Origin of the sequence: Ferrimonas aestuarii (genome assembly GCF_005116665.1) — a bacterium.
Taxonomy (GTDB): domain Bacteria; phylum Pseudomonadota; class Gammaproteobacteria; order Enterobacterales; family Shewanellaceae; genus Ferrimonas; species Ferrimonas aestuarii.
Genome location: NZ_SWCJ01000002.1, coordinates 376,363 through 389,159, shown reverse-complemented (window position 1 = coordinate 389,159; position 12,797 = coordinate 376,363). Strand labels below are relative to the sequence as shown.

The window sequence follows — 12,797 nt, the reverse complement described above, 5'->3', positions numbered from 1 at the left end:
TTTTATTAGAATAATCTTATAGCTCTGATTTAATTGAATTTAAAATGCATGTTTGATGGCGATACCCTTGGTTGGCTCTAGGATGGATTGAGGCTTAGCAGCGTTTAATGGGGGTGTTCGCTGTTTTAGAGAAGTAACTGAATGTAAACCGCAGGTGTAACAGATAGTGCTCCTGAAACTGGGAGCATTTTGTGTTTAGTGAGCATTTTCGAACAACTGGAACAGTCATCCTTTAGTTTCAATCCGGCGAGCATTCAATCACAGTTAATCGAAGGTTAATGACTGAAGCGAAATTCAATGAATAAGTCGAGTATGCTTGAGGGGAATGGTAAGACAGTTAGGTAACACCGTGCTCTTGATGATAATGTAACGTACTGTTTAAAAAGAATTTAAAGGTGAGCTCAGATGACAACTTATAAGGGGTTACTACTTGCTGCTTGTTTAGCATTCTCCTCTTCCAGCTTTGCCAACGGCCATCGTGATGCGGCGTATCAGCTGTTGGATGTGATGAAGTTAGATCAACTGATGTCAGACACCATCGACAGTATGTTGGTGGTGCAGATGCGACAAAACCCTTCGTTACAGCCATACGAAGGGGTGATGAAACGTTTCTTTTCAAGATACTTGAGTGGCGCAAGTCTGCGCGAAGATTTTGCAGACATGTATGAGGAGGCGTTCACTGAAGAGGAGCTCAATACCTTGGTGGAGTTTTATCGTACGCCCATTGGTGAGAAAACCTTAAAGCTGATGCCAACCCTCACGGCTCAGGGCGCCGCGCTCGGGGAGCAGCGCGTTCGTGAAAACGCTCATGTGTTGCAAGAGATGATCCAGCAGGAAGCACTTCGCATTCAGCGACTTCAATCTGAGAACAACTAGTCGCCGTTTTTTCTAAACACACTCAGGTAGTTAACGGCGGTGCTGTTGGTGATGCGCCATTTGCCATTCATCGGGTTCATCGCCATGCCCAAAGCGGTTATCGGCGTGCAACCAACGCTGCTCGCGGCAACGGCGACCTCTTCTGGAGTAACGAAATGGTGCCAATCATGGGTGCCTTTCGGCAGCGCTTTTAATAGATACTCAGCACCGATGATCGCCACAAGATAACTGAGCCATGTTCGGTTTAAGGTGGCGATGATAAGCAGCCCACCCGGCTTTACCAGTTGTGCAGATTGTCGAATCAACTGCGCTGGGTCGGGCACGTGCTCCACCACCTCGGTATTGAGCACCACATCAAAACGGGTTGGTTCCTCGAGTAGGGTATGGGCCAAACAGTGGCGATAGTGCAAGTTATGATTACGCTGCTGAGCGTGAAACCGCGCCACCTCGATGTTGTGACCGCTGACGTCGATGCCGGTCACCTGCCTGTTGGCGCCAGCGACGGCCTCGGTCAAGATGCCGGCGCCACAGCCAATGTCCAATATTTCTAGGTGCGCATCGCCTTGGTGGTGGTCGATGAGATCGTTAATGCAGGCTGCGCGGCAGCGATTGAAGGCCAGCACCCGGCGAAAAGGGCCATTATCGTCTCGCCATGCATGGGCGAGGCCTTCAAATTTGTACCACTCGTCCGGTGATATGTTGTTGATTGGGGTTAGTTGAGAACGATCTAGCACCCTTGAGCTCCTGTCAAAATCCTTACTCTACTTTACGAGCCTTGATGGGAATCGATCAATGAAACTTTGGCTAACGGGCGTACTGTTGGGAAGGCAAAGGAGGCTTCTATGGCTGGAAGAAGCCTCGAAGGAGTGAGGTTAGCGGCCGAGCAGTTGTGCCACCTTATCGATGTATTGCTGCATGCAGTTATCGGCCTCGGAGTCTGCAAGTTGGCTCCACGCCTGGTGTTTGGCAAAGGCTGAGAAGTTAAAAGGGGAGGGGCCTTTGGCTGGAGCATTCCCCGCGGTGGCCTGCTTAAACAGGGCGTAAAGGCTTAACAGATCATCGTTGCTGGGCCGGGAAGTTAGGGTTTTCACGTCTTGTTGGGCTTGTTCAAAAGCTTGAGTTAAATTTTCCATATTTATTGCTCCTTTTTTATTCAACATACTGATAAATAGCAAACATCTATAGGATGTAGATCAATTATTATCCGAGTTATCTGAAAAGCTTATGACAAAATAGCTAAGGCGTTGAACTCACGGCTGTTTATTGCTGTTTTTAGGGCGAAAAATTGGCTTAAATCAAAAAAATGTTAATTATTTTGAAGTTTGCTCCGCAGTGAGTGAATAAATCAAAGAAATCTGTACTAAAGCTTCTAGGATTGCCAAAGAGCGTCCAAAGGAGAGGACAGATGCTTCATATCAATAGGTCGAAATCGCAACCTGCAGTCATTGAACAATGTGAAACCTGGCGTTGCTTGCAGTTGAGTTGGCGCCACTGGCTAAAATCCGGCAGTCGAGTCTTAGTGCTCGGCTCTGGGCAACACCTTGGAGTGGGGCTGGCAGAAATGGGCCATGAGGTTGATATGCTAAGCTGGCCCATTTCGGAAATAGAGTGGGCACAATTGAGTCGCAGCGCGCCCTACGAGTTGGTGTTGATGCCCCAGCCCTTTGATAAAGCAAATGAGCTCACTAAATCCATGGCCTGTTTGGCTGAGTTGATGGTGACCCAAGGACTGCTAGTGCAAGTGTGTACCGACGCCCCCTGTTGTGATGTGGTAGCCCAGATAGTCTCAGGGATTAAGGCAGGCTGGAAGCTTAAGGCTCGCTATGAAGAGGGGCATCTGTGTGCGCTAGTTTGGGCGCAAAATCGGCCTCCTCATCACGCTTAAATGCCACATGGGCGCAGAGCTAAACTGGAAAGGCTCAAGATATCAGGGCATTATTCGTAGCAGGTGTTTATCTTAAGAGACGAAATTATGTTACGAGCCCTAGGGCTAACCTGTGCGTTAGCTTCGATGAGTGCGATGGCTGACGCGCCTAAAAACATCATCTTTTTCATTGGTGATGGCATGGGGCCTGCCTACACCAGTGCTTACCGTTACTATGTTGCTGACAGTGACGTTGATCGCGTGACGCCGACGGTATTTGACCGTTTGCTCGCGGGCAGTGCCAGCACCTTTCCCCATGACGATACCGTCGTTACCGATTCAGCCGCCTCGGCTACCGCCCTGGCAACCGGCGTAAAAAGTTATAATGGCGCCATCGGCGTTGATGCAGACAAAGGCCCTTTGGACAGTGTGCTGGTTAAAGCGAAACAGGCCGGCTGGCAGACCGGGGTCATCTCCACCTCTCAGGTCAACCACGCCACGCCGGCCAGTTTTGTTGCCCATGCGCAATCCCGTAAAGACTATCAAGAGATCGCTGAGCAATTTTACAGCCGCCGAATCGACGGTAAACCTCTGGTTGATGTGATTCTCGGCGGTGGACAGAAGTATTTCTCCCTTGAGGAGCAGGGGCTGGGCAGCAAAATGGTGGATTGGGGCTACCAATACGTTCGAAGTTTCGATGCTCTGCCGGAATTGACTCAAACCCCAGCCATGGGATTGTTTGCTGACGTAGGCCTAGACTACGCCATTGATGCCGAGCAGCCCCTTAGGTTGAGTAAGATGCTGGACACGGCATTGCGTCTGTTTGAGAACAAATCCGACCCCTTCTTTTTGATGGTAGAGGGCAGTCAGATCGATTGGTGTGGCCACGGTAATGACATCGCGTGTGCCATGGCCGAGATGACCGACTTTGCGGCGGCGCTGGAGTTAGCCGAAGCCTATGCCAAACGCCATGGAGATACCTTGGTGGTCTACACCGCCGATCACTCCACCGGTGGCCTGACTTTGGGTAACAAAGGCAATTACCGCTGGGACGCCAAGGTGGTAAAACAGGTTGATGCGTCTTTGATGGTGATCAACGAGTCCATCGAAGGGCTATCCGGTGATGCCCTGACAAAGGCTCTGGCGAAAAATATCGCGTTCGAGTTTAGTGACAACGAACGATTCGCTCTAGAAAGCTTGAAAAACCACAGTGACAGCCGTTATTGGTTGTTGGTGGAGTTCGTCAGCCGTCGCAGCCATACCGGGTGGACCACGAAGGGCCATGACGCCATCGACGTGCCCGTGGGCGCCATTGGGCCGATGTCCGATAAGTTTGTTGGCTATCATGACAATATTGAGCTTGGCCAATCGCTAATCGATTTGGTTAACTGATTGAATGAACAAGGTTAAAGGGCTGCGTTGGCAGCCCTTTTTTGTTGTGTCATCCAATGACTCGGATGACAAAAAAAGCCAGCGTTGGTGATAAAAGCTGTGCTTGGGGTTGCTATGGGCATTTGCTAATTTCAACGGGTGTTCCCAAATACAGGTTGGACAAGCATGCCAATTCGACAGCGCTATCAAAGCCATGGGGTGGAAGGAGCCCGAGTTGGCCGGGTTAATTGGGGGTTGAATACCACCTTTATTGTGTATCGCATCGGCGATACCTTGATTGATACGGGGCCAACCAATCAATGGTCTGCGGTGAAACGGTTCGTGGCGGAGCGCCCACCACAACAATTGCTGATTACTCACCATCACGAAGATCATGCGGGCAACGCGGCGCGAATCGCTAAGGCCTATGGCATGTTGCCTTATGCCCCGGAGCTTGGGCGAGCCAAACTCAGCAAGGGTTATCGAATTCCCCCAATTCAAAAATTCATTTGGGGCCGTGCTGACCCCGTTGAAACCCAGCCTTTGCCGGAAACGCTAGAGATAAGCGGTGGCGCTACCCTCGAGGCGATACACACACCGGGTCACGCTAAAGATTTGACCTGCTTGTATTGGCAAGAGCGCGGCCTATTTTTTAGCGGCGATCTCTATATCTCAAAGTCCATTAAATACCTGCGCGCCGATGAGAATCTCGGGCAGCTAATGGACAGCATTGCTCGAGTATTGAGGTTGGAGTTCGATACCGTGTTTTGCCCCCATCGAGGCATTGTCGAGCAGGGGCATCAGGCCCTAGCAGACAAGCTTGATAACCTTAAGACGCTGTGTGGTGACGCCCAGGCGCTCAATCAGCAAGGGCTGGAATTGACGGAGATTGGCGCGCGTCTGCTTGGCCCAGAAGGCTGGTTGGCTAAGGTGAGCTTTGACAACATCAGTAAAGCCAATCTCATCAGGGAGGCGCTAGAGGTGCGGCTCTAGTGCAATGTACCGGCGCTCATAGGGATTGGTTAGCGCGAAGGGTTATACATTTAAAGCAAATTACTCTGATAACGGCCGCTGCATCAAATTTCAATTGACCATACTCAGTTGATGTTCATCGGCAGGAGTAAGGTGATGAAGTTAATCGAGTTGAGCTGGGTTTGGGCCCTGTTGCTACTGGGGTGCAGCCATCAAGCTCCCATAGGCTACAGCCAACAGGGGCAGGCGTTGGCTTATGATAATCTGTGGCAGAGCTGGGAAACCGCCAATGGCGAAATCTTCAATCAGGGTAGCCTGACCGCCGCTCACAAAACCTTACCTTTTGGCACCTTGGTAAAGGTGACCAATCTCGATAGTGGAACCAGTGTTATCGTACGAATCAACGATCGGGGCCCCTTTGATGGCGGTCAGGTGATCATGATGTCCTTAAAAGCCTATGGTGAGATTGCCAGCGCCAAAAATGGAGAGACACCGGTTCGTATTGAGGTGGTTCGCTGAGTTTTTTAAGCATAAAAAAAGCGGCGCCGATGATGGGGGCGCCGCTTGAGCTCGGCAGGGAGCGATTAACAGTGTGCTAGACCGTTATTGGACTAGATTATCCGCCTGAGGAAGGTGGCAGATACGGCACTGATACAACTGGCCTTTCACCTTGCCTTCTTCCACGTGGGTCATCGGCAGTGTCTGCTTCTTCGGCTTATGGCAGCTTAGGCAGTTGTTGCGTTTGGTGGTGATTTTGTAATCCGCCTTGTGTGGAATCAGAGGCGGCTGACCTTGATACACCTCGGCTACCTGATTCTTCTTCGGGTAGTTGGCGATGGGCGCTGCCGCAACCTCTTGGTTAACGGCGGTATCACCACGGCGGGATTCAGTGTCGTTCACCGCAGGGCTGTTATTACTCATTTGGCAGCCAGCAATCAGCAGAGCGGCAGCGGCCATGATTAATGTCTTTTTCATGATTGTCTCCTTGGCGCCGACTCATCGGCGCCGTCTCAAACTGATTTAGGCTTTGGTGATCTTCACTGGGCACTTCTTGAAGTCGGTCTCTTTCGACATCGGATCCGTGGCATCCAGCAGCAGTTTGTTCACCAACGCTTTGGCATCGAAGAACGGCATGAAGGTCACCCCTTCAGGCATGTCATAGCGACCGCCAGTTTCGATGCGAGTGCGCACTGAGCCGCGTGGGCTGCTGACAATCACCTCGTCGCCGCGAACCAGACCACGAGCCTTAGCATCGGCATCGTTCATGTAGATCTTGGCATTCGGGCACGCTTTGTTCAGCTCTGGCACGCGGCCAGTCATGGTGCCGGTGTGCCAGTGTTCAAGAACACGACCGGTGCACAGCCACAGGTTGTAGGTGTCGGTTAGCTCTTCCGCTGGGCCTTCGTATGGGTTGGCGATGATCATCGCTTTGCCATCGGGCTTACCGTAGAACTGGAAGCCGGAGCCTGGTTTCACGTAAGGGTCTAGCCCCTCTTTAAAGCGCCACAGAGTCTCTTTGCCGTCAATGACCGGCCAGCGCATGCCTTCACCGAAGTAGTCGTCGAACTCACCCAGATCGTGCTGGTGACCGCGGGTAAAGCCAGCGTACTCTTCAAACAGACCTTTTTGCAGGTAGAAGCCCAGTGCGTCGGCTTCGTTGTTGAATTCGCCTTTGCATTCGGAGGCTGGGAACTTATCCACCACGCCGTTACCGTAAAGGACGTCGAACAGGGTCTTGCCACGGTACTCTGGCTTTTGTGCCAGCAGCTCTTCAGGCCAAACGTCTTCCATCTTAAAGTATTTCGAGAACTCAACGACTTGCAGTACGTCAGAGCGTGCACCTGGGTGTGGCTTCACTAGCTGGTGCCAGTATTGACCACGACGTTCGGCGTTGCCGTAGGCACCCTCTTTTTCAACCCACATGGCAGTAGGAAGCACCAGATCCGCCATGGACGCAGTCACGGTCATGTAGGAGTCAGACACCACGATGAAGTTGTCTGGGTTCATAAACCCAGGCAGGGTCTCTTCGTTGATGTTAGGGCCAGCCTGCAGGTTGTTGGTAACCTGAGTCCAGTAACAGTTCAGCTTGCCATCTTTGAGCATGCGGCTTTGCAGAACCGCATGGTAGCCAGGCTTGGCTGGGATGGTGCCTTGTGGTACCTGCCAGCGCTTCTCGGTGATGTCACGGTGTGGCTTTTTCATCACGACCATGTCTGCTGGCAGACGGTGAGCGAAGGTGCCCACTTCACGGGCGGTACCACAGGCTGATGGCTGGCCAGTTAGGGAGAACGGGCTGTTACCAGGCTCGGAGATCTTACCGGTCAGTAGGTGGATGTTGTAGATGGAGTTGTTCACCCATACACCGCGCACGTGCTGGTTGGCACCCATGCACCACAGGCTCATCACTTTACGCTTAGGATCGGCGTAGCACTTGGCGATGTTTAGCAACTGCTCGCGGTCCACACCGGTTTTCTCGACGGTGTAATCCAAGGTATAGGTGCTCAGGAATTTCGCGTACTCGTTGAAGGTCATCGGCGTCATCTTCTTGGCCGATTTTTGGTTCTTCGCTTTCTTCTCTTGAGGAGCGTCTGGGCGCAGGCCATAGCCGATGTCGGTGGTGGCCATGGCAAACTTGGTGTGCTTGTTGACGAACTCTTTGTTTACCGCATCGTTTTCGATGATGTAGTTGGCGATGAAGTTCAGTAGAATCAAGTCGGTTTGCGGCTTGAAGATAATGCCGTTGTCAGCGATGTCGAAGCAGCGGTTACGATAGGTAGAGATGGCGTGAACTTGGGCTCCTGGGTGGCCCAAACGGCGATCGGTAACACGGTTCCACAGCACAGGGTGCGCTTCGGCGGCGTTTGAGCCCCACAGCACGAAATCGTCTGCGTGCTCGATGTCATCGTAACAGCCCATGGGCTCATCGATACCAAAGGCGCGCAAAAAGCCCACAACGGCAGAGGCCATACAGTGGCGAGCGTTGGGATCGATGTTGTTGGAACGGAAACCTGCCTTCATCAATTTAACGGCGGCATAGCCTTCCCATACGGTCCATTGACCAGAGCCAAACATGCCTACCGCAGATGGACCCTTCTCTTTCAGTGTCTTTTTCCATTTGGCGGCCATGGTTTCGTAAGCGGTGTCCCAGCTTACCGGAGTCAGTTCACCATCTTTGGCGTACTGGCCATTTTTCATGCGCAGCAGTGGCGTAGAGAGGCGATCCTTTCCGTACAGGATCTTAGACAGGTAGTAGCCTTTGGCGCAGGCCATGCCCTTGTTTACTGGGCTGTCTGGATTACCGCGGGTGGCAACAATTTTGTTGTCCTTTGTGCCCACCATGATAGAGCAACCTACACCGCAGAAGCGGCAGGGGGCTTTGCCCCATTTAAGATCGTCCTGTCCTTGGGCAGCTGCAACGGTGGCACTGGGCAGCACCGCACCGGCGGCGGTGGCTGCGGCGACGGCCGCATTGGCCTTGATAAACTCGCGTCGGTTCAAGCTCATAATATCCTCTTGGCGTTCTAGAGTTGTTCTACACGGTGATAGGCAAGGGCGGTGTTCACCACCCCATCTAAATCGTTAATTTGGTTAATGGTTTCTTGGGTTGCCTTTTGATCGGCACACTCCAAGGTCGCCACTAACTTTCCTGTTTCGGTTTGGCTGACTATTTCGCAGCCATCGAAAGCAGAAACGGCATTGGCAACGTCGGCCGTTGCCTCAATGTGACAACTGATCACCAGTCCGCTGATGTGGGTGGGTTGGGACACTGTGTTTGCCTCGTTAACTTTGAATGACTTCGATGTTGGTCTTTCGGGGTAACTCTCTCCATACCCCCTAAGGGGTATTCAATTGGAGATAGACAGTAGCTCAGAAATTTGGCGAAAAAGTGAAAAAACCTTTCCTTTTTTGTGGTCAATCTTGGGGTGTGGCTCAATGGGCATTTCATAAGCATCTTTTCTGTTTCGACGTTAGTCGCTGGTGAAAGATACGGTGAGCAAACCTGAGGCAGAGATTTCTGCTGCGTATGTGAGAATTAGACTTATTTACGATGGTGGCATTGGCTGAAAATAAAGGGGGAGCTGGCGAAGCTTGATGGCAGCTTCTAGGGTTTTGGGGCTTTCGCAGTGGCGTTGGCTATCTCTTTTCAAAGGAAGGAATGAACAATGAGTAATAAAGCTGAAAACTCGACCGGATTGTTTCGTGTTTCCTATGTAATCTCTAAAATGCCAACTATTGGGGCTCCGACTATGTCGGTTGACCTGGTGGTGGATACCGTACGCAAAACCGTTAGCGGCGTCGGGCTAACCACTCAGGCGGTGAATCCGCCGGTGAATGTGGTGTCTCAGTTTACCGGTGAATGGTCCTACATGTGCACCATGAAAGATTGCCACATTTTGGTGGTTGCAGAAGGGTTTGATATTAGCCCGCTGCTGATTGGTGGCCACCCAACCGAGTATAAAAATGCCACCTTGCGGATGTCGCTAACGGAGGATTGGCAGTCTGGGCGTGCCAATTTCTCCTATCTGCATGATGGCAAGTGGCACGAGGTTGAAGGCGCCTTTGTGTCGATTTGTGAGCAGGACAACCGCTCAGCAGCCGATTCGTTGCAGAAAGCGACGAAAGAGAAAAAGCCAGCCGAAGCCTAACAGGATTTGCCAATAAGGTAAGCTAGCCACCTCTTATGAGGTGGCTTTTTCATTGAAGTGATGAACCCGCTGATTACTGCTGCCACGCCAGAGTAAGCTGGGGTCTGCCAAGTCTTGCTCAAACTTGCCATCAATAAGCACGTCGATAAGCTCAACAACCTGTAGTTGCTCGTCGCTAAGGGTCTCTAGGGTGTAACCGGTCCAGCACCAGATATCTTTGCCGGGGCAGGCTTCTCTTACTCTGGTCACTAGGGCCAATATGGCATCCACATTTTGTGGGTGCAGCGGGTCGCCTCCAGAGAGAGTCAGCCCACGGCGTTTAATGCGAGTGTCGTTTAGATCGTCGATGATGCGCTGGGCCATCGCATCATCAAATAGGTGGCCAGAATCCAACTTCCAAGTGCTTTGGTTGTAACAGCCGCGACAGGCGTGTTCACAGCCAGACACAAACAGCGTCGCTCGAGTTCCTGGGCCATTCACCACGTCGATGGGGTAGTACTTGTGATAGTTCATCAAAGCTCCGGCAGAGGGTAAGGCGAAACGGCAAAGCACCGATAGGACATCGGTGCTATGCGAGACAAGGGGCGCGAGTTACAGGTGTTTTACTCGGCGCTGTACCTCTTCCTGTTTGCCCTCATTGAATGGACGGGCATCCGGGCTGCCAAGATAACCACAGACGCGGCGAGTTACCGATACTTTGGCAGGATCGTGGTTGCCACACTTAGGGCAGGTGAAGCCTTTTGAGGTGCACTCGAATTCGCCGGTAAATCCGCACTCGTAGCACTCATCGATGGGGGTATTGGTGCCGTAGTAGGGCACGTGTTGGTAGGAGTAGTCCCACACATCTTCCAGGGCTTCGATGTTGTGCTGCATGTTTGGGTACTCGCCGTAGCAGATGAAACCGCCATTGGCGATGGCCGGGTAGGGCTTCTCGAAATCGATCTTATCGTAAGGATTAACCGCCTTCTCGACGTCTAAGTGGAAGCTGTTGGTGTAGTACCCTTTATCGTTTACGCCATCCACCACTCCGAATTGGCGTTGGTCAATTTTGCAGAAGCGGGTGCATAGGTTTTCACTTGGCGTGCTGTAGAGGCTAAAGCCGTATCCGGTCTTGGCTTTCCAAGCGTCGGTGGCCGCGCGCAGCCGCTCAACAATCGCTAGCGCTTTTTGACGTAGAGTGTCGGAATCAAACACGTGCTCATCGTTGCCATACAGGGCGTTGATGGTTTCGTGCAGACCGATGTAACCCAATGAGATGGACGCACGGCCATTTTTGAAGATTTCGCTGATGTCATCGTCGGCATTCAGGCGAACCCCACAAGCGCCTTCCATATATAGGATAGGGGCAACCCGCGCTTTTACGCCTTCGAGACGTTGGATGCGGGTCATCAGGGCTTTCTTAGCCAGTTTTAGGCGTTCATCCAGCAGCTCAAAGAAGCGGCCTTCGTCCTGCTGGGCTTCGATGGCGATGCGCGGCAGGTTCAGGCTTACCACACCGAGGTTGTTACGGCCTTCATGGATCAGTTGGCCCTCTTGTTCATAGGCGCTTAAGAAGCTGCGGCAACCCATTGGGGTCTTAAACGAGCCAGTAACTTCAACCACTTTGTCGTAGTTGAGGATGTCTGGGTACATGCGTTTGCTGGCGCACTCCAGAGCCAACTTTTTGATGTCGTAGTTCGGGTCGTCGCTCTTGTGGTTTAGGCCATCTTTGATGGCGAATACCAGTTTCGGGAACACCGGAGTCTTGTGGTTTTTACCCAGACCAACCATACGTACTTTTAGGATCGATTGCTGAATCAGGCGGCTCTGCCAGGTGGTGCCCAAACCAAAGCCAAAGGTGACAAATGGGGTTTGGCCATTGGCGGTGTGTAGGGTGTTCACTTCGTATTCCAAGCTCTGGAAGGCGTCGTAACACTCTTTCTCTACACGTGCCTTGGCGTAGGCTTCCACATCGCCAATTTGCCACTCGTTGGCAACCTCGAGATGCTTCTCGTAGCTCTTGGTAACGTAAGGAGCCAGCACTTCATCGATGCGGTTGATGGTGGTGCCACCATAGATGTGACTGGCAACTTGGGCAATGATCTGCGCGGTCACGGCGGTGGCAGTGGAGATCGATTTTGGCACGTCGATTTCGGCGTTACCCATCTTAAAGCCGCCGGTCAGCATGCCATCAAGATCGATCAACATGCAGTTGAACATTGGGAAGAACGGCGCGTAATCCAGATCGTGGTAGTGGATCTCACCGGCTTCGTGGGCGGCAACCACGTCACGGGGCAGAATGTGACGGGTAGCGTAGTGTTTAGCCACGATGCCTGCCAGCAGGTCTCGCTGAGTGGGGATCACTTTGGAATCTTTGTTGGCATTCTCGTGCAACAAGGAGGCATTACTTTGATCCACCAAGCCTCGGATCTCTTTGTTAAGGCGGCTGTTGGTTTCCCGGGCAACATCACGATCATGACGATACTCGATGTAAGCACGGGCTACGCCTTTGTAGGCACCAGCCATTAACTTATTTTCAACCAGTCGCTGAATTTCATCGATATGAACTTCTTTGCTGTCGGTAAGCTCAGACTCAATTTGAGTGGCTAGATCAAGAACGTATGAGTCATCCTTGACGTCGACGGCAAGGGCAGCGCGGCCAATAGCTTCACGAATACGTGCGCTATTGAAAGGTACCTGACAACCATCTCGCTTGATCACAACTGGCATGAATTTTTTCCTTAATGTGTGGGCTTGGTCTTGACAACCACTATATCTAGTTGGTTGGTGTTTTTTTGAACCCATATGTAGGGCGGCGACGCATATTAAGCGCTAAATTTTGCGGAGGTGAAATGATCGAGATCACAAAAGTTGCGGGCTGACTTTGTGGTTAAGTTGATCTCATGTGAAATCTTGCGCGATCTCTGGTTTTTGGCTTGTAAAATTCATGTTGTGGTTGTGTTCGTGTCAAGCTTGTGTTGGTGACGGAACGCTCGAAGAACAGTGTTTCCGGACAAAGATTTTGATTGACTTTAGCCTTCCTAAATACCTCAAATTTGGAGCAGTTATTAGAGTAAGTTGTGGAAAAC

Annotated in this window: 13 protein-coding genes; 6 read left to right on the top strand and 7 right to left on the bottom strand. The window is 51.7% G+C overall.

Going from position 1 to position 12,797, the window contains the following annotated elements:
- Nucleotides 1-405 precede the first annotated feature (405 nt).
- Nucleotides 406-876 carry a DUF2059 domain-containing protein gene (locus FCL42_RS04640; protein ID WP_136862209.1) on the top strand — a complete coding sequence of 157 codons (471 nt, stop codon included), beginning with the start codon at nt 406-408 and terminating at the stop codon, nt 874-876.
- On the opposite strand, the gene ubiG is transcribed toward FCL42_RS04640, so the two are convergent.
- Together ubiG and FCL42_RS04630 are read right to left on the bottom strand one after the other, a co-directional pair.
- On the bottom strand, nt 873-1,610 hold the full coding sequence (gene ubiG / locus FCL42_RS04635) for a bifunctional 2-polyprenyl-6-hydroxyphenol methylase/3-demethylubiquinol 3-O-methyltransferase UbiG (protein WP_136862208.1): 738 nt from the start codon (nt 1,608-1,610) through the stop codon (nt 873-875). The two genes, FCL42_RS04640 and ubiG, sit on opposite strands and share 4 nt — an antisense overlap.
- Before the next feature lie 138 nt (nt 1,611-1,748).
- On the bottom strand, nt 1,749-2,009 hold the full coding sequence (locus tag FCL42_RS04630) for an acyl-CoA-binding protein (RefSeq protein ID WP_205729221.1): 261 nt from the start codon (nt 2,007-2,009) through the stop codon (nt 1,749-1,751).
- A 272-nt stretch (nt 2,010-2,281) separates the two neighbouring features.
- Between FCL42_RS04630 and FCL42_RS04625 the strand changes: the two genes are divergently transcribed.
- From FCL42_RS04625 to FCL42_RS04610, 4 genes are all read left to right on the top strand, one after another.
- The gene (locus tag FCL42_RS04625; protein WP_136862207.1) at nt 2,282-2,761 is read left to right on the top strand and encodes a hypothetical protein; all 480 of its coding nucleotides are present in this window, start codon (nt 2,282-2,284) and stop codon (nt 2,759-2,761) included.
- An 87-nt stretch (nt 2,762-2,848) separates the two neighbouring features.
- Nucleotides 2,849-4,132, top strand: coding sequence for an alkaline phosphatase (locus FCL42_RS04620; protein WP_136862206.1), 1,284 nt, complete (start codon nt 2,849-2,851; stop codon nt 4,130-4,132).
- 165 nt (nt 4,133-4,297) lie between these two features.
- The gene (locus FCL42_RS04615; RefSeq protein WP_136862205.1) at nt 4,298-5,104 is read left to right on the top strand and encodes an MBL fold metallo-hydrolase; all 807 of its coding nucleotides are present in this window, start codon (nt 4,298-4,300) and stop codon (nt 5,102-5,104) included.
- 135 nt (nt 5,105-5,239) lie between these two features.
- The gene (locus FCL42_RS04610; RefSeq protein ID WP_205729220.1) at nt 5,240-5,602 is read left to right on the top strand and encodes a septal ring lytic transglycosylase RlpA family protein; all 363 of its coding nucleotides are present in this window, start codon (nt 5,240-5,242) and stop codon (nt 5,600-5,602) included.
- A gap of 84 nt (nt 5,603-5,686) precedes the next feature.
- Here the strand turns inward: FCL42_RS04610 and FCL42_RS04605 are convergent, their stop codons facing one another.
- The 3 genes from FCL42_RS04605 to FCL42_RS04595 are packed head-to-tail and all read right to left on the bottom strand — an operon-like array spanning nt 5,687 to nt 8,850.
- Nucleotides 5,687-6,058 carry a nitrate reductase cytochrome c-type subunit gene (locus FCL42_RS04605; RefSeq protein WP_136862203.1) on the bottom strand — a complete coding sequence of 124 codons (372 nt, stop codon included), beginning with the start codon at nt 6,056-6,058 and terminating at the stop codon, nt 5,687-5,689.
- A 45-nt stretch (nt 6,059-6,103) separates the two neighbouring features.
- Nucleotides 6,104-8,587 (bottom strand): nitrate reductase catalytic subunit NapA, encoded by a 2,484-nt coding sequence (gene napA / locus FCL42_RS04600; RefSeq protein ID WP_136862202.1) that lies wholly within the window; start codon nt 8,585-8,587, stop codon nt 6,104-6,106.
- Nucleotides 8,588-8,604: 17 nt separating this feature from the next.
- The gene (locus tag FCL42_RS04595) at nt 8,605-8,850 is read right to left on the bottom strand and encodes a chaperone NapD (RefSeq protein WP_169308293.1); all 246 of its coding nucleotides are present in this window, start codon (nt 8,848-8,850) and stop codon (nt 8,605-8,607) included.
- Between the two features lie 396 nt (nt 8,851-9,246).
- Here FCL42_RS04595 and FCL42_RS04590 point away from each other — a divergent pair, with 396 nt between their 5' ends.
- Nucleotides 9,247-9,729 (top strand): DUF1842 domain-containing protein, encoded by a 483-nt coding sequence (locus tag FCL42_RS04590; RefSeq protein ID WP_136862200.1) that lies wholly within the window; start codon nt 9,247-9,249, stop codon nt 9,727-9,729.
- Nucleotides 9,730-9,762: 33 nt separating this feature from the next.
- Here the strand turns inward: FCL42_RS04590 and nrdG are convergent, their stop codons facing one another.
- Together nrdG and nrdD are read right to left on the bottom strand one after the other, a co-directional pair.
- Nucleotides 9,763-10,242, bottom strand: a complete 480-nt coding sequence (gene nrdG / locus FCL42_RS04585; RefSeq protein WP_136862199.1) for an anaerobic ribonucleoside-triphosphate reductase-activating protein — start codon at nt 10,240-10,242, stop codon at nt 9,763-9,765.
- Nucleotides 10,243-10,320: 78 nt separating this feature from the next.
- The gene (gene nrdD / locus FCL42_RS04580; RefSeq protein ID WP_136862198.1) at nt 10,321-12,438 is read right to left on the bottom strand and encodes an anaerobic ribonucleoside-triphosphate reductase; all 2,118 of its coding nucleotides are present in this window, start codon (nt 12,436-12,438) and stop codon (nt 10,321-10,323) included.
- Between the last annotated feature and the right edge of the window lie 359 nt (nt 12,439-12,797).

Bases quoted from the DNA above. Each gene is read 5' to 3' on its own strand.
- nrdG (WP_136862199.1), bottom strand. From the start codon at position 10,242: ATGAACTATCACAAGTACTACCCCATCGACGTGGTGAATGGCCCAGGA.
- FCL42_RS04630 (WP_205729221.1), bottom strand. From the start codon at position 2,009: ATGGAAAATTTAACTCAAGCTTTTGAACAAGCCCAACAAGACGTGAAA.
- FCL42_RS04590 (WP_136862200.1), top strand. From the start codon at position 9,247: ATGAGTAATAAAGCTGAAAACTCGACCGGATTGTTTCGTGTTTCCTAT.
- FCL42_RS04605 (WP_136862203.1), bottom strand. From the start codon at position 6,058: ATGAAAAAGACATTAATCATGGCCGCTGCCGCTCTGCTGATTGCTGGC.
- napA (WP_136862202.1), bottom strand. From the start codon at position 8,587: ATGAGCTTGAACCGACGCGAGTTTATCAAGGCCAATGCGGCCGTCGCC.
- nrdD (WP_136862198.1), bottom strand. From the start codon at position 12,438: ATGCCAGTTGTGATCAAGCGAGATGGTTGTCAGGTACCTTTCAATAGC.
- FCL42_RS04610 (WP_205729220.1), top strand. From the start codon at position 5,240: ATGAAGTTAATCGAGTTGAGCTGGGTTTGGGCCCTGTTGCTACTGGGG.
- FCL42_RS04620 (WP_136862206.1), top strand. From the start codon at position 2,849: ATGTTACGAGCCCTAGGGCTAACCTGTGCGTTAGCTTCGATGAGTGCG.
- FCL42_RS04640 (WP_136862209.1), top strand. From the start codon at position 406: ATGACAACTTATAAGGGGTTACTACTTGCTGCTTGTTTAGCATTCTCC.
- FCL42_RS04625 (WP_136862207.1), top strand. From the start codon at position 2,282: ATGCTTCATATCAATAGGTCGAAATCGCAACCTGCAGTCATTGAACAA.
- FCL42_RS04615 (WP_136862205.1), top strand. From the start codon at position 4,298: ATGCCAATTCGACAGCGCTATCAAAGCCATGGGGTGGAAGGAGCCCGA.